The 18,394-nt window shown below is 42.1% G+C and carries 20 protein-coding genes and 2 pseudogenes; 2 read left to right on the forward strand and 20 right to left on the reverse strand.

Going from position 1 to position 18,394, the window contains the following annotated elements; all coding sequences use genetic code 11:
• Positions 1-19: 19 nt before the first annotated feature.
• The 5 genes from ABGU93_RS12540 to ABGU93_RS12560 are packed head-to-tail and all read right to left on the reverse strand — an operon-like array spanning position 20 to position 4,520.
• Entirely contained in the window at positions 20-430 is a 411-nt protein-coding gene (locus ABGU93_RS12540; protein WP_347413787.1) for an ATP-binding protein, read from the reverse strand.
• The gene (locus ABGU93_RS12545) at positions 427-600 is read right to left on the reverse strand and encodes a hypothetical protein (RefSeq protein WP_347413788.1); all 174 of its coding nucleotides are present in this window, start codon (positions 598-600) and stop codon (positions 427-429) included. The genes ABGU93_RS12540 and ABGU93_RS12545 overlap by 4 nt, the downstream gene beginning before the upstream one ends.
• Positions 600-1,151, reverse strand: a complete 552-nt coding sequence (locus tag ABGU93_RS12550) for a GNAT family N-acetyltransferase (RefSeq protein ID WP_347413789.1) — start codon at positions 1,149-1,151, stop codon at positions 600-602. The genes ABGU93_RS12545 and ABGU93_RS12550 overlap by 1 nt, the downstream gene beginning before the upstream one ends.
• Positions 1,152-1,155: 4 nt before the next feature.
• Entirely contained in the window at positions 1,156-2,778 is a 1,623-nt protein-coding gene (locus tag ABGU93_RS12555) for a SpoIIE family protein phosphatase (RefSeq protein ID WP_347413790.1), read from the reverse strand.
• 14 nt (positions 2,779-2,792) lie between these two features.
• A complete protein-coding gene (locus ABGU93_RS12560) occupies positions 2,793-4,520 on the reverse strand; it encodes an MATE family efflux transporter (protein WP_347413791.1) in 1,728 nt (575 codons plus the stop codon).
• Between the two features lie 452 nt (positions 4,521-4,972).
• On the opposite strand from ABGU93_RS12560, the gene ABGU93_RS12565 reads away from it, so the two are divergent.
• Together ABGU93_RS12565 and ABGU93_RS12570 are read left to right on the forward strand one after the other, a co-directional pair.
• A complete protein-coding gene (locus tag ABGU93_RS12565) occupies positions 4,973-5,683 on the forward strand; it encodes an MATE family efflux transporter (protein ID WP_347413792.1) in 711 nt (236 codons plus the stop codon).
• A 255-nt stretch (positions 5,684-5,938) separates the two neighbouring features.
• Complete coding sequence (locus tag ABGU93_RS12570; protein ID WP_347413793.1) at positions 5,939-6,382, forward strand: hypothetical protein; 444 nt, start codon at positions 5,939-5,941, stop codon at positions 6,380-6,382.
• A 126-nt stretch (positions 6,383-6,508) separates the two neighbouring features.
• Here the strand turns inward: ABGU93_RS12570 and ABGU93_RS12575 are convergent, their stop codons facing one another.
• The 15 genes and pseudogenes from ABGU93_RS12575 to ABGU93_RS12645 all read right to left on the reverse strand — a co-directional run bounded on the left by ABGU93_RS12575 (position 6,509) and on the right by ABGU93_RS12645 (position 18,201).
• Positions 6,509-7,012, reverse strand: coding sequence for a GNAT family N-acetyltransferase (locus ABGU93_RS12575; RefSeq protein ID WP_347413794.1), 504 nt, complete (start codon positions 7,010-7,012; stop codon positions 6,509-6,511).
• Between the two features lie 483 nt (positions 7,013-7,495).
• Positions 7,496-7,636, reverse strand: a pseudogene (locus tag ABGU93_RS12580) (LysR family transcriptional regulator); the annotation flags it as partial.
• 69 nt (positions 7,637-7,705) lie between these two features.
• Positions 7,706-9,031, reverse strand: coding sequence for an RNA-binding domain-containing protein (locus ABGU93_RS12585; RefSeq protein WP_347413795.1), 1,326 nt, complete (start codon positions 9,029-9,031; stop codon positions 7,706-7,708).
• Between the two features lie 180 nt (positions 9,032-9,211).
• Positions 9,212-9,373 (reverse strand): hypothetical protein, encoded by a 162-nt coding sequence (locus ABGU93_RS12590; protein ID WP_347413796.1) that lies wholly within the window; start codon positions 9,371-9,373, stop codon positions 9,212-9,214.
• Between the two features lie 209 nt (positions 9,374-9,582).
• Positions 9,583-10,065 carry a flavodoxin gene (locus tag ABGU93_RS12595; RefSeq protein ID WP_347413797.1) on the reverse strand — a complete coding sequence of 161 codons (483 nt, stop codon included), beginning with the start codon at positions 10,063-10,065 and terminating at the stop codon, positions 9,583-9,585.
• A 116-nt stretch (positions 10,066-10,181) separates the two neighbouring features.
• Positions 10,182-11,324: an aldo/keto reductase gene (locus tag ABGU93_RS12600; protein WP_347413798.1), complete on the reverse strand. Its 1,143-nt coding sequence runs from the start codon at positions 11,322-11,324 to the stop codon at positions 10,182-10,184.
• Between the two features lie 34 nt (positions 11,325-11,358).
• Positions 11,359-11,688: pseudogene (locus ABGU93_RS12605) on the reverse strand (DapH/DapD/GlmU-related protein); the annotation flags it as partial.
• 119 nt (positions 11,689-11,807) lie between these two features.
• A complete protein-coding gene (locus tag ABGU93_RS12610; protein WP_347413799.1) occupies positions 11,808-12,959 on the reverse strand; it encodes an aldo/keto reductase in 1,152 nt (383 codons plus the stop codon).
• Positions 12,960-13,154: 195 nt separating this feature from the next.
• Positions 13,155-13,541, reverse strand: coding sequence for a MerR family transcriptional regulator (locus ABGU93_RS12615; protein WP_347413800.1), 387 nt, complete (start codon positions 13,539-13,541; stop codon positions 13,155-13,157).
• A 256-nt stretch (positions 13,542-13,797) separates the two neighbouring features.
• A complete protein-coding gene (locus ABGU93_RS12620) occupies positions 13,798-14,139 on the reverse strand; it encodes a zinc ribbon domain-containing protein YjdM (protein WP_347413805.1) in 342 nt (113 codons plus the stop codon).
• Between the two features lie 81 nt (positions 14,140-14,220).
• Positions 14,221-15,591, reverse strand: coding sequence for a diguanylate cyclase (locus ABGU93_RS12625; protein ID WP_347413801.1), 1,371 nt, complete (start codon positions 15,589-15,591; stop codon positions 14,221-14,223).
• Between the two features lie 238 nt (positions 15,592-15,829).
• Entirely contained in the window at positions 15,830-16,480 is a 651-nt protein-coding gene (locus tag ABGU93_RS12630) for a DUF3786 domain-containing protein (protein WP_347413802.1), read from the reverse strand.
• Positions 16,473-17,015, reverse strand: a complete 543-nt coding sequence (locus ABGU93_RS12635) for a DUF2284 domain-containing protein (protein ID WP_026393728.1) — start codon at positions 17,013-17,015, stop codon at positions 16,473-16,475. The genes ABGU93_RS12630 and ABGU93_RS12635 overlap by 8 nt, the downstream gene beginning before the upstream one ends.
• A gap of 135 nt (positions 17,016-17,150) precedes the next feature.
• On the reverse strand, positions 17,151-17,588 hold the full coding sequence (locus tag ABGU93_RS12640) for a MarR family winged helix-turn-helix transcriptional regulator (RefSeq protein WP_347413803.1): 438 nt from the start codon (positions 17,586-17,588) through the stop codon (positions 17,151-17,153).
• A 91-nt stretch (positions 17,589-17,679) separates the two neighbouring features.
• A complete protein-coding gene (locus tag ABGU93_RS12645) occupies positions 17,680-18,201 on the reverse strand; it encodes a hypothetical protein (RefSeq protein WP_347413804.1) in 522 nt (173 codons plus the stop codon).
• Between the last annotated feature and the right edge of the window lie 193 nt (positions 18,202-18,394).

Raw genomic sequence — 18,394 nt, forward strand, 5'->3', positions numbered from 1 at the left:
TAAAAAATTCTTATCTTAGCTAGGACACCAGTTTTTTAATTGTCAATATGTTCACGTTCTCTTCAAAACGATAGTCAACCTCATCCATACTCTTTTTTACCATCAATACACCCAATCCGCCGATTTGACGCTCTTCAGCCGTCAAGGTGATGTCCGGATCCGGGTTATCCAGAGGATTAAATGGATTCCCCCGGTCAATAAACTGAATTTCCACCAGCGGAGGTTCCCCATAGGAATCAAATTGAATGATCACGTTGCCGTCATCCGGGGCATAGGCATAGTGGGCGATGTTTACATAAATCTCCTCTACAGCAAGATCAATTTGAAATATCATTTTCATACTGGCCCCCGCTGTCTCCAATTCGGTATCGATAAATTCGAGTACCTTAGGCAGGTTATCTGTTGATGCATTAACAGTCAATCTCTTCATATTATCTGATCTCCTTTACTGTTTGTTAACAAATCCACTGAGATGCCCATCACATCAATCTTTTTGATCGCATGAAAGCCAAACTTCTCATCAAAAATCTTATCGCCCTGAGCATTACTGTTCTCCAGATATATGGAGCAGTCGCTGAAATTTTTGCTATCGTATTCCATCAGCGCGCCATAAATATTTCTTTTCCCAGTTCAAAAAGGGTAATACCATCTTTTGACCAGATCGCTCTGGCACCCAGAAATAACATGCTTTGGTGTCCTTCAGCTGTAATTGCAAAACAGAATATTCGCTCAATCAGATAGCCCTGATTATGTTTTTGCCGGAGATAATCCCAGAGCGTCTCGTGTAACTGCTTTGAGATGCCATGATGCCGGAAGGATTCATCAACTGCCAAATCTAATATCAAAATATCGTTTGTTTTTCCTTTTTCCAGTGGTAAAACGTCACTGACATCAAGATTATCGTCAATGTACGCCTGTTCAAATACGGCCCGCTGATAAACTGAAGCAGCGACCCCAAAAAAACTGATAAAGCCCATCAGCGTATTCCCGGTATAAGCCGCAATAAGTCCTTCTTTAAACTTTAAAAACCGTTTTACCGCCATCCCCTGGTTGGTCACAATCTCATCTCCAAAAATCTTACGGTCAAGGTCCAGCGTTGACTCAAAATCTTCTACCGACAATTCCTGACCAGTTCTGATAATTATATCCATCTTGCTACGCCTCAAACTTAAATCCGAGCATCGTGATATCATCAAACTGCGGTTCCGTATCTGCAAACTCATCGACATCTGCTAAGATGTCAGCACACAATGATTTAATATCGTGTTCTTCTTTTGAAGCAACCAAAGTTTTCAAACGCTCCAGTCCGTAAAACTCATTTTGGGTATTATTAGCTTCGGGAATCCCATCGGTATAAAGATAGATAATGTCCCCTTTTTCAATTTGCGATTCATTCATCTTGTACTTGGCGGTTTCCATGCCGGCGCAGACAAAGCCTTTTTTACCGGTCAGCATCTCAACCGTGCCATCTTTTTTCCAGATAATCGCCGGGTCATGTCCGGCATCACACCACTGAAATACCCCTGTTTTAACATTAATTATGGCAATCAGTAAGGTAACGAACATACCCTGTTCGTTGTTGTTACATAGGTTTATGTTTGCTTCGGTCATAACCTCATCGACGGGTAAACGCCTGAGCACCAGATCTTTAACCGTCGCTTTGGTCATCGCCATAAACAGCGCAGCCGGAACTCCTTTTCCGGACACATCGCCAATGGTGATACAGAAGTGATCATCATCCACAAAAAAGAAATCGTAGAAATCGCCGCCCACATCTTTGGCCGCCCGCATCGATGCATAAAGCGTAAATTCATGTCTGTCGGGATATTCAAAGTTCCGGGGCAGCATGCCTTCCTGAATCAGGGTGGCAATCCGTAGCTCGGTTTCAATCCGCTCCCGCTCGGAGGTAACGCTGGTCAGCTCTTTAATATAGCGGATAATGTCACTGGTCATCTTGTTAAAAGCTTCAGCCAGTATTTCGATTTCATCACCCGTTTTTACATCAATATTTAAAGCCACAATCTCACTGAGATTATCATCAATATTGGTATTAACAAAATCTGTCGCGTTATCCACAATCACCTGCAAGGGATCAATGATAGACTTGTTGAGAAACAACAGGTAAATTGTAATAAAAAGGATTAAAATCAGTGCCGCTATTGAGGACACCAGAATAATATAATTAAAAAGGGTCGAGTTGATATCCTTCATCGACATATCAGCTCCTACCACCAGAACCGGATTCCCTTCACTGTCTTTTAACACATTAAACGCCGAAATCAGATAACCAAACTCACTTTCATTGGTAATCACTACTTTAGGAGCGTCTGGATCGGTAAATAATTTGTTGGCTGCATCAATATCTTCCTGCGGATAATAGTCTGTTCCCAGAAAATCACCAAGCTCAAAATGACCTGCCATCCCGGGTTTGGTTCCCTGACCAAACACCTTAAATCCTTCTGCGGTTGGTTCATAGGCATAAAGATATTCCAGCTGATTCTGTTCCTGAATAATCTGAAACTCTTTGATGAGCAGTTCATAATCTGCATCGGTCTGACCCGTTTCATAATATTGATTGATTTTTTCCACCGGAACAAAGACTGAAGCGGTTTTCACCAATGACGCAATATTTTCTTCGTATCGTTTAAACATCGAGTCCCGATAACTGAAATAAGAAATCAGAACAATTACCAGACTCAAGACCAGTGCCAAAATCATACTGGCTGTTGCAAACTTGGTTTTTAAACTGATTCGACGTATACTTTTTTGTTCTTTCATACTTGCCACCTTTTTCACAGAATTATAAGCAGATTATTAAATACCAGCGTTCGATTATATGCAAAGGATTTTGCTTTCTTCCGAACAATCGCTACACCCAGATAATCGAGGGCTTCATCGGGTTTTTCTGATTCTTCAAAGGGATTGTAGCTGGTGCTGTCATCCCGGAGCCGAATGTAGATATCCTCTTCAAATAGCGCAATTTTTATATGAATATAATGGGGTTTCCCATCATTGAAGCCGAAATTAATAATATTGGCCGCCAATTCTTCAATGGTCAGATTAATGAAATACGCATTCTTGCTGTCAATATCCAGCCTTTCACAAAAAGCTTCGATCTCCTCGACACATTTTTCCAGCTCTTTAATATCCGAAGAAAGGGTCGTTTCATATATTTTATCCTTCGCGATGATGGGTTCTCTAAACAATAAAATATTTCGGTACCCGCCCTGTTGCTTAATAACCAGCGCTGCCAGGAGCAGGATTGCCATGGTTGCCGTTTCCGCTGCCACAATCGCTAACGCCGTACCCAGAACACCAAAAACCGGAATGAACCAGGCCGAAAAAGCAACGGGCAGTAAAAATCCCCGCATAAAGTAGATAATCCCCGCCAGGGTTGGCCGCTTAATGGTCTGATAAAAATGAGCCACGACACAGTTAAAGCAGGTTTGGACTACCCCGAAAGCAAAGATCCGGATGGTCTGGGCCACCAGGGTTAGATTGTCGGCTACCCCAAACATCGACGCAATCGGTTCGGCGAAGATAAGTAAAATCAGGACACATAAGACACTAAGAAAAACCGCTGTCTTTAATGACAGGCCCATGGTTTTATAAACCCCTTCGGTATCCTTTTCCCCGGCAAAAGTTGCCACCAGGGGCGCCAGCGCTAATGAAATGCCATCAAATATAGCATAGGCAAACAGGGAAACATTAAAAAGAATATTATAAACCGCCAGTCCCCCGACCCCCACTGTCACACTCAACAGATTATTGATGACAACAAGGGTGATCCCCTGATAAATAAAGGCCGAGGCGATCCCGAAGCCGCCTTGAAAAAGCTGATAGCCAGCTTTCGGGCTAAGGGAAGTCTGACATAATTTAAGGTGATTATGCTTTTTAAAAAAGTGAATTGAGTAAACGACTATCGCACCCAACTGTCCAATAACCATGGCCAGTGCCCCACCGAACACCCCCATGTTCAAACCGAAGATGAAGACGAGATCCAGCACCAGATTTACTACCACCGATACGCTGATACCCAGGGTAGACAGAAACGGATCGGCGTCACTGCGAATCAACAGGGACATCACCGGCGCCAGAATGAATATCGGGGCGGTGATGATGATCGGCCACATATAATCTCCGGCGGCGGCAATTCCGGCCCCCCCGGTAAGCCCAATAATCGTCGGCAGAAAGAACATTCCCAAAACCGCAATAACCAGACCTGTTGCCGCAGCAAAAAACATCGCCTGAGTAAAATAGGTTTTAACCCCGTCCTTATCCTCAGCACCAATCGACTCCGATACTTTCAGGGATCCACCGACCCCAAAAGCATAGCCGAGCAGGTTGTAAACCGTATATACCGGCATTGAAACTGCCAGTATCGACAGTCCAACCGCGCCAAAGGCATTTCCCAGAATGATGGCATCTACAAAGGTTCCCAAAACCACTCCTGCCGAGGAAAGGATACTGTTAATGACAAATACACGAAAAGCCTTATTAACAAAATGTTGATTATTCATTAAGCACTCTCTCACTGGCCTATTTTTCTGCCATAATAAACTGATTCCAATGGCACAGTTAAACGATCTATTTTTAATTTTTTGGTTATTAAACAAATTGTGCCGCCAATCATTGTAAAATGATTAGTCGCAAACAAAATTGCTCGATCAGAATAAAGTTATACGAGGCCATTATAGCATATAAATGGCTTTGATTGTCGAACATTTCTTTAATATGTTGCCCGTATTTTGTAAAAATAATCCTTCATGATAAAAAAACAAATCAACTACCTTTCTGTTTTTCCATAACTGATCATCAACATCTATATTAGCATTTCTTAATGAATTCTTAATCAAGAATCATTTCAAGATACTCTTAAGTATTTCATTGTATATTATCAATAAGCAAAGCATCATCAAACACTTAAACTATTCTAACCTTTCATGAAAGCAACGGTCTCGTCGGAGCACCGTTGTTTTTATTTTTTGGATATTTCCCCTTCCTGAGCTTTAATTCTGGCCATTTTCCTGAGATCGATCTTTTCATCTCCGCTTATCCAGTGGCCAATCAGTTCATTATGGTTTTTCAAATCTGTTGCATGGGGATTGGCATGGGTGCTTCGGTCCTCACTTCCCGTTTCTGGGGGATGAAAAACCAGGAAGCTTTGAGAAAATCCATCACCATCATGCTTCGAATTTGCCTTGGTTTTGCGCTGCTCTTTTCGCTGGTGACCTTTTTTGCCCCGGAAGCGATCATGCGTATTTATACAACTGATCCCGAAATTATCCGGGAAGGCGCGCGCTATTTTAAATGGGCCGTTCCCTGTTATCTGCTTTTAGGACTTTCGCTGACATCCACCATTGTGCTACGAAGCGTCGGGCAGGTCCGACTCCCCTTAATTTCGTCGATTTTTGCATTTATTATCAATATTTTCTTTAACTATTTGTTCATATTCGGGAATTTCGGAGCCCCCCGGATGGGCATTGAGGGCTCTGCTCTATCCACTCTTATTGCTCGGATTGTCGAGTTTTCGGTTATTTGCGTTTACTTATTTTTTGTTGATACAAAGATCCGCTATCGGCTCCATCATTTCTTTATGCGCTGCCGCGATTCCGCTTGGCGCATTGGCTGGTTTGGTCTGGCATTTACCCGCATTTTGGATCTATGCGCTACTGAAAATTGATCAGATTATCAAAGCGGTCTGGTGTATTTATCGATTGAAGAGTCGAAAATGGATAAAAAGAATTGCTGCTGATCCTATAAATTAAAATCAGTAACCAGCTTTTCCTTTGCTTTTTGCCATAGACAAGGTCTCGCTGAATTTAGCAATAGTCATTTTGGATAAAAAGTGATAGAATATAAGAATTATCAATTCGAATTTTAAACATCAATTTTTATTGGATAAACCTATTCCTAAACAATATTGGAGGTAACAATCTTGCGAATCACAAGAGACGAATATCATGGCCGTACAAAAATAACAAAAAAAGAGAAAAAAGAACCCCATAAAGAGGCAGCCGCTGAATCTCCAGCGCCGTTAGAAGCCCCAACATCTGCAGAAGCGCCTTTAAGCACCTCAACAAATCTTCCCCAAAAAAATAACAACAAGGTCGATTTATCAGTGAAGTTATCAGATGCTGAAATAAAAAAACAACTATCAATTTTAGCTGAAGAAACAATCAATCAATTATCGGATCCCAATAAAATGCTGCGCGACGTGGAAGATATCTATCTCATTTTTACCGGGCAGATGATGGTAATTAACAAATGCCGCTTGCTTTCTGTCAGCGAACAGCAGGAGCAGAACGCCCAGGTTTATGCTTGTTACTATAAAAAGAAATTTGAGTTGAAAAAACTGGAAATGAAAAAAAATTTGGGCTGAGTTTTCAGTTTTGCTGACCAATATTATCAAAAACCCGTGTCTAAAAAGAAGCAAAAACCATGGAGCCAAAGAGGCTTCATGGTTTTTGCTGACTGTGGATCTGAAAGCGTCAGATGGTAGTGCTAACTATTTAACTGCGTTACTTGCCATTTCTAATAACGTCTCCCCGGTGATCCGGTAGACCGTCCACTCATCCATTGCTTTTGCCCCAAGCGACAGGTAAAAATCAATACTTGGTTGATTCCAGTCAAGACACCACCACTCCAGACGACCACAGCCTCGTTCAACGGCGATTTTGGCGAGCTGTTTTAGAATTGCTTTTCCATAACCATTGCCTCGGTACGCTGGCAGAACATATAAATCTTCCAGATAAAGCCCGGCTTGTCCCAAAAATGTTGAAAAATTATGGAAGTATAATGCAAAACCGATTTCCTTTCCTTCAAGCTCTGCGAAAATGACCTCCGCTGTTTTCTTTTCAAACAGCCATTCTGTCAGTAATGCCTCAGTAGCAACGACCTGGTCGAGCATTTTTTCATAGTTGGCCAGTTCTTTTATAAAATAAAGAATGAGGCGGACATCCTTTTCTTCCGCCATTCTGAAGGTTAACCCCTGTTTTAATTCAACACTCATATCTTTGCTCCTCTTTCAAAATCAAACTCATAAAAAAACTCCAAACCTTAATCATCAATGCTTCTGGAATACTGTTTATTTTTCGAACCGTGATTAGCTGTTTCGGACACACCGATTTCTTGATGGTATTATACTATAATTAAGTTTTCAGAAACAGCGATTTTTGCAATGGCTTGATTTTTAAAATCGGATCGGCCCCGACGAAGCCGCATATATTGCCGCAAACGAACAAGCCGCCCCAATTAAACCAATTCTCTTTCGATTCAAACCATTCCTCCTTAAACAAATAAAAAAAAGTGTAATCCGAAACTTATCCCGCTCCCAAATACACTTTCATTTTAATGATTATTCAGTTATATGTCTAATACTTATACTTTATATGTTTATATGCACTGATTGGATAGTTTTGAAGTATTCCAGGAACTTCCCAGCCGCACTGAACACAGGATTGTACTTTTTCCAGGCTAGCACAGAGGTCATGCTTAATTGGGTTCCCAACTCTTCTTCCAGCTGAGCCATCTGCCGACTCAGTGTAGGCTGCATGATATGCAAAATTTCTGCAGCTCTCGAGATGTTTTCTTCTCTGACCACCGTCAGATAATAACTCAGGACACGAAGTTCCATTATTTCTTAAGCTCCTTTTATAAATAATGATGGCATCATCATATCAAATGTATCACTGTCATTTAAGGTTTATGATGATCTGAGTTTATAGGCGGTTGACCGGCCACTTCCCACTTGAATCAGCAGATGGTACCCCTTTAATTGATTCAGAATTTCATTTGTCTGAGATTTTTGTAAATTCAGCGCCTGTTCAATTTCACGCCGCGTCATTACCTCATTCTTTTCAAGTAATTGAACAATCTTCTGTTCATTGAACGTTAATTGATCCATGTATTTAATTTTAAGCAAATCGCCCTGATTTTTTTGATCAACGTTGGGAAGCATCACCGAAATAGAATTTTCATAAATGTGTAATCCGGGTTCGACAGGATAATTCTGATAGTACTCCTTGATCCGTCGGATTCCCGTTGCCAATTTTTCGATAATATGCAATCTTAAAAAGATGTCGGCAATAATTCGGTTTCTCGGAACTGAAATCCTCCCAGAAATATATTCTTCCTCGTTAATGCCAATGGGCAATCCTCCCGGGGATATAATTTCGATGCGATCTGCAAATATTTCAACCCTCAATTCAGCATTTTTTGAATAATCCCGGTGTACAATCAGATTTGCCAGCGCTTCACGATAAGCAACAAGTGGAACCCCGGCCCGTGTTTCCCGATAAGCACCTTTAATAAATTCAGCCTGATTGATGTGTTTGTGGTAAAAGTCAATACCCCGATCAAAATGTTGCAGAATGGATTGATTGGCAAGCGTTTGCCGATCCTTTATTTCTGTGACCCCTGTTCCGTTATATGCAATCAGCTGGAGTGTTGAATATTTAATCGGATTATTATCAGATAAAAGCGCTGCTGCGTTATTATACTGATCTTTTACCTTCAGTTCCAGCGTAATTAAAAGATCTTCTGTAATATTACTTAGATTTAATCGATTTTTCAGTTGTCTGTTTAAAACCGAAAAAGAAAGCTCCTGATCTTCAGACTTCATCATTTCGAAAGTTAAATTTTTGCCATACAGAATCAACTCTTCGAAAGCACTCCGATCAACCGGGACACTGGCTGTATCAAGTCTTTTATAAGCTCTTTTATCATAAAGATAGGGTGTGTTTTCGCCTTTATAAACACGAATTAAGATTACTTCTTTGCCTTCATGTGTTTCGACTGCTATTTCATAATAAGGCCTCGGTTCAATGGCATCATTGATTGTGTTTTCCAAATTGAGGCGCATCTGATTGGCATTTTTGACTCCGACAAGTTGCCGGTTATCATCTATCCCGATCAGGATAATACCGTCATGATAATTTACAAACGCACTGACTGTTTTTAACAGCGTTTTTGTATAGTCTGATTTGAATTCGACATATTTGTTTTCACCAGGGAAGATCAGCGCTTTCATTTTTTCTCCTTTCGACCGATTTTAGCGGTCGATTTCTTTTCTTCCGGCAAGCTCTTACTTTTAAAAAATCAATCTCGACTTCCTGGCTTAGTCTGCAAGCCTTTCAAGCTGATACGAACGGGTTCCCAATCCAATCTGTTCTGCACTTTCCAGGACATGAAGTCCATTCCGATCTTCAATTCAATTCACCAACGACTCCCGGCCTTCGGCACTATAGATAAGATCAATACATGCCTGATCAAGGGCTACTGGATCAGGCATGTATTGATTATACTCAAACCAGAAGTTTGTCTGACCGGCTTCACTGTTGACCCCATAGACCATGTCATGCGCTTTCATCATTTCCGATTTGATTAATTTATATCGGTCTACCCGTGTCGAAATTATTCATATACAGCCATTTCAAATTCTGATCATATCTGATAATTGTGAGAAAACTGTGCTCATTTATTTAATAATCACAGTTTTCCAAATTTTTTCTTATATATCCGGCTTTTTTAACCGCTATTTTTTAATTGCGCCAGTCCGGATCGTCTAAAAGTTCACAACTATTAAAGACTCGCCACCCAGGCAGTCAGTTCATCTTTGGAAGCGTTGCTATTGAGAATCTTTCCTTCAATCATCTTTGTTGTTTCAGAACAGCTGCCGTTGAGGTTGGCGACGGTCTTTCCAAAGCGACTGCCACCTGATGTGGCGAACAGAACAATGGTCTTTCCGGCCAAATCATATTGCTCCAGAAACGTATTGATTATCGTTGGCGCAACATACCACCAGATTGGGAAGCCTAAAAATACCACATCAAAGTCATCCATATTCGAAAGCTTCTCGGCAATTGCTGGTCTGGAGTTTTTATCCTTCATTTCGATGGTACTGCGGGCTTTTTTATCCATCCAGTTTAGGTCTGCCTGTGTATAAGGTACCTGGGGTTTGATTTCGAACATATCGGCATTGGCCGACTGGGCGAGTGTCTTAGCGACTTTAGCAGTCGCCCCACTTGCTGAAAAATATGCTACTAAAATTTTCTTATCGTTCATGTTTTTTCTCCTCGAATAATATGTTAACACCAATAACTATGGTTCTAAACATTTTATTTTTTATTCTGCTGATCCATCAACTTCATCAGCTGCGCTTTTGTCAATCTGAAAATGCATCAACCCCAGGCCGAACCTTCATCCAGCATCTTCTGGAAATCTTTCAAAGCTGTGGGGATATCAATATTCTGGGGGCAGACCTGTTTGCACTGACCGCATTCAATACAGGCACCCGGGCGCTTTTCTTCATCCATTCCGGCAATCGCCATCGGGGCGATGAAGCCCGGCTGGAATTTGTGGTCATTATAATGATGTAGCAGGGTCGGTATATCCAATTCTTGGGGACACTCGGAACAGCAATATTTACAAGCCGTACAGGGCAGCATCGCCAGCATACTATCTCTGATTTCCGCAACTACTGATTGTTCCTCCGCAGTCAGCGGTTTAAACATTTCATAGGTTTTGATGTTTTCCTCTACCTGTTCCAGCGTTGACATCCCTGACAAGGTCACTACCACACCGGGTAATCCCTGCAGAAAGCGGAAGGCCCAGGCGGCCGAGCTCTCATCTGGTCGCAATTCACGGAGCTTGGCCGTTTTTTCATCGTCAAAATTGGCCAGGGCCCCACCCCGAACCGGTTCCATCACCCAAATGGGAATCTTCTTTTCGACCAACATCTCATAGATTTCATTGGTTTTCTGTAATTTCCAATCCAGATAGTTCAACTGAATCTGACAAAATTCCATGTGCTCGCCATAGCGTTCAATAAAACGCTCAATGGTTGGCTTCAGTCCATGGGTTGAAAAACCCAGATGCTTGATCCGGCCGTTTTTCTTCTGCTCAATCAGGTACTCCACAATTCCCCAACGCTCGTCAAAATAGACCTCAATGTTTCTCTCATAGACGTTATGGATCAGATAAAAGTCAAAATAATCGACGCCGCATTTTTCCAGCTGTTCCTCAAACTGGGCTTTGGGATCCCAGCTTTCTCTGACTTCATAGCCGGGAAATTTGCTGGCCAGATAATAGCTGTCCCGGGGATAGTTGCTAAGAATCTGTCCCAATACCCGCTCGGATGCTCCGGCGTGATAGCCATAGGCTGTATCAAAATAATTGATGCCATTCTTGATGGCAACCTCCACCATCTTTGCCGCTTCTTGCTCATTTACCGGGGCGCTAAAGCCTTCTCCAATAGTGGGGAGGCGCATCCCCCCAAAACCCAATGCCGATATTTTTTTGTCTTGAAAATCCAGATAAATCATTTTTCCCTCCAATATTTTTTTGCTAATACGCAATTTATTCCTGATTAACTTCAATTTTTTTGATGATCTTGGCCGGGACTCCACCGACAATCACATTAGCCGGTACCTCTCTGGTAACCACCGCTCCGGCCGCAACAATGGCCCCATCACCAATGGTAACCCCAGGAAGCACCGTGGCCTGGGCACCAATCCAGACATTATTCCCAATTCGGATTGGTGCCGGAAACATGTCGCTGCGTTTTTGCGGATTGATATCATGGTTGAGGGTGGCCAACACCACATTGTGACCGATCAGAACCCCATCCCCAATAAAGATGCCGCCCTGATCCTGAAAACGGCAACCTGAATTAATAAACACATTTTCATTTAATCAGCGATATTAATAACTGTACCATCTGGAGTTCGCTCCAAGTCAATCCCCTTAATTCATTTCTTAAAAAAATCTCCGCACCTTTAAGGTACGGAGATTTTTTAGCATCAACTTTATTCTAAGGCAGCTCTGACATTTTTCAATTCCTCAATAATGGCAATGTTCTGCGGACAATGTTCTTCGCATTTTCCACATTCAACGCAATTGGAGGCTTTGGCATCCTGCAGAAACATCGTTTCGTATAGACCTTTGGCTCTTGGTAGTGCATCAAATAGATAGGCGTTATTATAAAGAGCAAAATGTCCTGGAATATCGACCCCGGATGGACAGGGCATACAATACCGGCAATTTGTACAGTTGACCTTCATCTTTTCTGTTATTGTTTTCTTGGCAAAATCCACTAACGCCAGTTCTTCGTTGGTTAAGGAATTGGCCGCACCTTCATTGGCGGTATTGATATTATCGACCACCTGCTCCATCGTCGTCATACCACTGAGCACCACAGAAACCTCAGGATGATTCATAACCCACCGCAGTGCCCATTGAGCCGGTGTTCTTTTAATTGGGGCCTGGTTCCAGGCCTCTAAAATCTCTGTGGGTAATTTATCGACCAGAGACCCGCCTCTGATTGGTTCCATAATGGTGATTCCCATTCCTTTGCCGGCCGCATATTCCAGGCCTTTTTTACCGGCCTGATAGTTTTCGTCCAGATAATTGTATTGGATTTGGCAAAAAGACCAATCATAGGCATCGACAATTTCGACAAATAAATCAAAATCATCATGAAACGAAAAACCAGCATGTTTGATTTTACCGTCTTTGATGGCCTGATTCAGAAATTCAAGCGCTCCCAGGTTTTTCAGGTTTTGCCAGAAGCCTCGATTGAGTCCATGCAACAGGTAAAAATCAATCGTCTCGGTTTCCAGCCGTTTCAACTGTTCATCCAATAATCGCTCCATATCCGCCCGGGACTGGATCAGCCATGACGGCAGCTTGGTCGCGATTTTAACCCGTTCGCGATAGCCATCTTTTAAAGCCCGGGCCACAAAAAGTTCGCTCGCGCCACCTTTATCAAAACCGGTGCCATGATAAGGATAGGCGGTATCGATATAGTTCACGCCATGATCAATGGCATATCTTAACATCTCAATGGCTTTTTCATCATCGATATTGTTTTGAACCCCATCGATAACCGGCAAACGCATGCAACCAAACCCCAGAACCGAAACCTCTTCATTTGTTTTTCCGAATTTTCGATACAACATCTTTAGTCTCCCTAATTTTAGATTTAAACAATCGGTGACCGACTATTTAGTCAAATTAATTTATAATGGATTATTTATCTACTCTTACTATACTAACATCTGGACTTGACTCCAAGTCAATACTTTTATTTATTTTTTCAAAAAAAATCTCCGCCCATTTAAGGTACAGAGATTTTAAACTGCTCATTTATTTAGTCAAGCATTCGGTTTTTCCCAGGATAAAACCCCGGACACTTCAGCTTTTTCGTAGATGTCAATTTTGTAATTAAGTTTGTCGAGGGTCTTTTTCATGTCTTCCATTTTTTCCAGCAGTTTTGTCCGTTCCTCAACGAGCAGCTCTTTTCTGGCGGTGATGGTCGCATCCCCCTGCTGGGTCAGCGCGCAGTATTCAATCAGGGCTTCAATGGGAATCCCAGCCGAACGCATGCATTTAGCCAGCTCAATCCAGCCGCAGGATTCTTCGCTATAGTCGCGCATCCCGCCCTTGGTTCGATTGACGGCCGGGATTAGTCCGATCCGCTCATAATAACGCAGGGTATCCTGAGAGATATTATATTTTTTACTTACTTCGGTAATGGTCATGGAAATCCACCTCGGTTAACTTAATATTTTCTTTCGCTATGATTTTCTTCATCATTTACTGGTTCTATCCACTTTAACATATGGAGTGCACTCCAAGTCAAGACTTTTTGAGTTTTCTTTATGACCATTGCTTTCAAAAAAACAGCCCCCTGATTTTCTGCTTGTGAAAATCAGAGGGCTGTTTTTTTATTTTTAATTGAATTTTCTATGTTTTCAGCGAATCCGTCAATATTCTGCCACTATTAATTGCAGGCCTCTACGCCTTTTTTACAAACTCCGATTTTAAAGACATCGCGCCAAAACCGTCAATCTTACAATCGATGTTATGATCGCCATCAACCAGACGGATGTTTTTGACCTTGGTTCCCTTTTTCAAATCCTGGGAACTGCCTTTAACTTTCAGGTCTTTAATCAAGATGACCGTATCACCACTAGCTAAGACATTTCCATTTGAATCTTTGACGATCTTTTCATCGCTGCCGTTTTCGTTTGTTGCGTCGACGGTCCACTCATGGGCGCATTCTGGACAGATCAGCAGTTCTCCGTCTTCATAGGTATATTCTGAATTGCATTTAGGGCAATTAGGCAATTGTTCCATTTTATTATTCTCCATTCATAATTGGTTTTTACAGGGTACGAGTTATTCATATTATCATAATATAACCCGATTGACAAGTTGTCACGATAGCTGATCTGATTGATTTTCTGTTTGCTTCATTTTCTGTTTCCTTTTATCGGCATACATTTCTTCATCAGCAATCTGAAGCAAGGCATCAATGTTGTCACCATCTTCCGGAAATAATGCCGTACCGATACTCACCGCAATTTTAGCGGGATAATCGACCAGATGAAATTCAGTCTTAAAGCTGTTTGCAAGTCTTTCCCGGGCCTGTTGCAATGCGGTCCGGTCTTTGATATCCGGCATGATTATCAGAAATTCATCGCCGCCCAGTCGAAAAGCTGCCTCGTTTGTCCGGGTGCTCTGTTTTAAAACCCGGGCCGTTTCCGTAAGCACCAAGTCCCCTACGTTGTGCCCGTAGGTGTCATTGATATTCTTGAAATGATTCAAGTCCATACTCATAAACCCGACCTGCCGATTATTTCTTTTGGCTGAGGCCAGAACCATGTTCTGGTATTCATTTAAATAATGGCGGTTAAAAAGGCCCGTTAGGGAATCGTGACTGGACATAATCCGTAATTGATAATTTGTTTTCAGGGCTCTGAATGTTAACAGACCCGCTCCGGCGGCAATTAAAACGGCTAAAATAGTGGCACCCCAAAAAATAAACTGATTATTTTCGCACCCTTCTTTGGGAGATACTGCCACCTTCCAGTCAATAAAGTCCGGATCGACATCAAAAGTTAATGGTGATTCGCCAACTACACTCATGGAACCAAAAAAAGGAACCGTTTTGTTCTGATCATTGAAGATGGCGACATTTAATCCGGCGGCTTCAGCATAGGCATTAATCTCTTCAATAATATTATCCCCTTTAAGAACAATGCTGATCTGTCCCCAATAGCCGGTGTCCTTTCTGACGATGGGAAGACGGATAATAAAACCGGTCCCGCCCTGAACCAGCTCTACCGGCCCCTGGAAGATTGGCACTTGTTCATTCTTAACCTTAAGCACCAGCTCTTTCTGACTGTCAACCTTCGCCAGGTCAACTCCGATTGCCGCGGTATTTCCTTCTTTGGGATAATTCCAGATGATGGTTGTATCCTGACAGACGCCAATGTTCCTGATTTGATTTTCATTTTTAGATAAGAGATTATTTAGATAAGAGTAGGCTTCTGATTCATCCAGCGCGGGATTCAGCAGGACATAAGCCTCAAATCCCTGAACTAGGGTTTTGTTTGTGAAAACCAAATGTTCTACCTGACTTTTAAAATTTATAAATTTATCGGTTGTTTTTAACATCTCCTGCTGTTTCATGTTATTCATAAACATACCAATGATCAGCAAAAAAACCGTCAGGAGAAAAAGGGATACCACTATTGAAATGAAGATTGCAAGTTTCTTTTTAAAAAGACTTTTATTCTGATCCATCCTTTTTCTCCTGTAAATCTTTCGATATTTTAACCACTTCAGTTTATCATCAAAATTGAATAAACACCATTATTTTAATATCATCTGCTGCTATAAATATCGGCAATCTTTACAAAAGCGTTAGGGCTCCCTGATCATCAAATCATTCCCGTGATTAGTGTGATGGTATTTAATGAACATTTGCCGCCATCACGCGATTAATCATCCCCATTGCCAAACCCGAAGGGACGGCGAGTTCTTATTCCCATCCGTCCACAGTTCCATATTCAGCCGTTTTAATCAATGCTCTGACAAGACAGCCACATAAAAAAGCCAGACATTCAAACTCCAGAAATTTCGGAGCGCTTTCATCAAATTGAGTTTGAATCTCAACCGGGAAATCCTCATCAGCTTCCCGATAGATAATCTTAACCGGTATTTTGGGTAACACTTCCAATAACCAGCATTGGCTATTCGGTTCTTTGGAAAGCTCTGATTTTCCGCCTAATTTTATGATGGCTTCGTCCAATTCATTGACATTATTTCCAAATATTTTAATCAAAGGTGCATCCATCATGCTGACTTTTCCGGTGTCGCCACTTGAAAAAATTGTCGTCATCCGAAAAAGGGGTTTGAACGAATAAACCGGATCGCCGGTGCCCTGGGACAACACATAATGGATCAGAATAGACCGGTTATTGATATTGACCGGTTTCCCATCAACCGGTGTCACCCCGGTATTGGTAATGCAATAATTACGTTTTAAAAAATTGATAATTATCTGTCCCTTGACATCAATGTTTAAACCAAAACGGGCTGCACTTTCCGCCAGGTTACATTCAGCCAGTTTAGGCAACAGCGCTTCGTAAATAACATCATAAGAGCTTGTCATTGAGTATTGCTTATTCATTAAACAGTACCATGCTGAAATAGGTAACCGTATTGGCTCCATTATTGTAGCTGATATTTAAAGCCGGTGCCATCTGCATCACCATAATCCCATACCCTTCGGTGGCCGGATACATCCGATCGGGGAACCGGCAGGGCGCATCGGGGTAGGTGCACTTTTTGCAAACTGTACATCCTTCAGTGGATAGAATTAAGGCATTCTCGTCAAAGCGCCGGAAAACATCGGCGACCTGATCGGTTAATGCCTCGTGCTCAACCCGGGCGCGCATCCATCCTTTCATATCAAAGCTGCTGGCTACCTCAGTGGCGGTGGTAAAAAGCATCGCTTTATCATAGGCCTGACATTTTTCTATACAGCTCTCGACACTACCCACTGCCGGGGGACAGGCCCAGGTGGTATTATACATGCCGCAGCTATTGCCTTGACAGAGATCCCGAACTTCTTTGGAAAAAATAATCTCCTCAGGTTTAAAAAATACATATTCCAGAATCGGCAGTTGAGCCAACTCCTTTTCGATTTCCGTTTGTTTATTCATCGCTGTTCACCTTTTGACTGCAATTGCCACACGAATTTTCTCCGACATATCAAACCTCTTGTTCTAATCATCTCTTTCATATTATGCTTTTTCTCTCTTTCTTTTAGTGTAGCTACACGATAACGCTAAAAAAAATTAAGGCGCTAAGACCTCAATTTTTAATAACAGGGCTTGGAGAGTTTTCGTATCTTCCAGACCCAACTGCGCTTCAATCCGCTTCTGGGCCAGTTCCCAGTAAGCATTGGCTTGTTCGATTCTTTCTCGGCCCGCTGCCGTTAAACAAAGCTGCCGGTTTCGCGTTCCCGACTGGGCAATATCATGGATCAATCCCTGCTGTTCAAGGGGCTTTAAATTACGAACCAAGGTGGTCCGATCCAGCCGGATTTCAGCGGCCAACTCACTGACACTCGCTGGTTCCATAGCAATAATGTGCTTTAAAATTGAAAATTGACTGACACTGAGCTGGCTGGGCGCCAGGTAATGGTCGTAGATTTCGGTTATCACCAGGGAGGCCCGCCGTAAATTGAGACAATTGCAGACTGACGATTTTCTATTTTGTTCTTCTATTTTCATGTGATCACCTTTTTCAGTGTATATACACGATTATTATACCCAACGTCTGGACTTTTGTAAAGTTGATTGCAGAATTTTATATTAATAGTCCTTATGCCAGTAACTGACTGGCTTTTTCGCAGGCTTCATAAATCATATCGTAATTACTTTCAATCAGCGGGTTCACACGGTCTGCACTTTTCTTGACATTTTTTTTATAAAGAAAATAAGGCAAGCCCCAGCCGATAAATCCCGGGATGGCCAGGACAACACACAGTGGAATCATGGCGGCCAGATAAGCAAAGGTTGCTCCGGCCATAAAAACTGTCCCGGCAATCCCCGCCCCCAAGGCTAACGCCATTGCATTGGTATTTTTGGATCGTTCCAGCTTTTCAATGTTGATAAAGGCGTCTTCACACTTTCGTTGGAGATCGCAAAGTGCCACCCGATTTTTGATTTTCCGATCCCGCTGCAATTTCAATTTGACCGCATCAAGCCCGGAACTGGAATTGATGATTGTCCACCCCAGTGCATGGTAGCAGTCGCTACAAAGCTGTACCAGATCTGATTTGACACTGACTTCCAAATACTCGTTCATCACCAGTTTGTTTTCATTTGTTCTCATTTCGCTCATTACGTTTCTCCTTAATCGATCGCTTTTCGTTCTGTTGATATCACCATATTACGCTGCAAATATTCCCCAAAGTTAATGTTCGGTTAAACTTTTGTTAAACACATTTTTAATGAGCCTCTAAACTTTAATTCATTATCTTTAAATCGGGTAGGAGGCTGACCATTAATTGATCAGCCGACCTCCCACACCACCG

The organism is Acetobacterium sp. (genome assembly GCF_039830195.1).
Lineage (GTDB): Bacteria > Bacillota > Clostridia > Eubacteriales > Eubacteriaceae > Acetobacterium.

Excerpts from the sequence above, each read along its gene's own strand:
- ABGU93_RS12540 (WP_347413787.1), bottom strand. The coding sequence starts at position 430 with ATGAAGAGATTGACTGTTAATGCATCAACAGATAACCTGCCTAAGGTA.
- ABGU93_RS12545 (WP_347413788.1), bottom strand. The coding sequence starts at position 600 with ATGGAATACGATAGCAAAAATTTCAGCGACTGCTCCATATATCTGGAG.
- ABGU93_RS12550 (WP_347413789.1), bottom strand. The coding sequence starts at position 1,151 with ATGGATATAATTATCAGAACTGGTCAGGAATTGTCGGTAGAAGATTTT.
- ABGU93_RS12555 (WP_347413790.1), bottom strand. The coding sequence starts at position 2,778 with ATGAAAGAACAAAAAAGTATACGTCGAATCAGTTTAAAAACCAAGTTT.
- ABGU93_RS12560 (WP_347413791.1), bottom strand. The coding sequence starts at position 4,520 with ATGAATAATCAACATTTTGTTAATAAGGCTTTTCGTGTATTTGTCATT.
- ABGU93_RS12575 (WP_347413794.1), bottom strand. The coding sequence starts at position 7,012 with ATGAGTGTTGAATTAAAACAGGGGTTAACCTTCAGAATGGCGGAAGAA.
- ABGU93_RS12585 (WP_347413795.1), bottom strand. The coding sequence starts at position 9,031 with ATGAAAGCGCTGATCTTCCCTGGTGAAAACAAATATGTCGAATTCAAA.
- ABGU93_RS12590 (WP_347413796.1), bottom strand. The coding sequence starts at position 9,373 with ATGATGAAAGCGCATGACATGGTCTATGGGGTCAACAGTGAAGCCGGT.
- ABGU93_RS12595 (WP_347413797.1), bottom strand. The coding sequence starts at position 10,065 with ATGAACGATAAGAAAATTTTAGTAGCATATTTTTCAGCAAGTGGGGCG.
- ABGU93_RS12600 (WP_347413798.1), bottom strand. The coding sequence starts at position 11,324 with ATGATTTATCTGGATTTTCAAGACAAAAAAATATCGGCATTGGGTTTT.
- ABGU93_RS12610 (WP_347413799.1), bottom strand. The coding sequence starts at position 12,959 with ATGTTGTATCGAAAATTCGGAAAAACAAATGAAGAGGTTTCGGTTCTG.
- ABGU93_RS12615 (WP_347413800.1), bottom strand. The coding sequence starts at position 13,541 with ATGACCATTACCGAAGTAAGTAAAAAATATAATATCTCTCAGGATACC.
- ABGU93_RS12620 (WP_347413805.1), bottom strand. The coding sequence starts at position 14,139 with ATGGAACAATTGCCTAATTGCCCTAAATGCAATTCAGAATATACCTAT.
- ABGU93_RS12625 (WP_347413801.1), bottom strand. The coding sequence starts at position 15,591 with ATGGATCAGAATAAAAGTCTTTTTAAAAAGAAACTTGCAATCTTCATT.
- ABGU93_RS12630 (WP_347413802.1), bottom strand. The coding sequence starts at position 16,480 with ATGAATAAGCAATACTCAATGACAAGCTCTTATGATGTTATTTACGAA.
- ABGU93_RS12635 (WP_026393728.1), bottom strand. The coding sequence starts at position 17,015 with ATGAATAAACAAACGGAAATCGAAAAGGAGTTGGCTCAACTGCCGATT.
- ABGU93_RS12640 (WP_347413803.1), bottom strand. The coding sequence starts at position 17,588 with ATGAAAATAGAAGAACAAAATAGAAAATCGTCAGTCTGCAATTGTCTC.
- ABGU93_RS12645 (WP_347413804.1), bottom strand. The coding sequence starts at position 18,201 with ATGAGCGAAATGAGAACAAATGAAAACAAACTGGTGATGAACGAGTAT.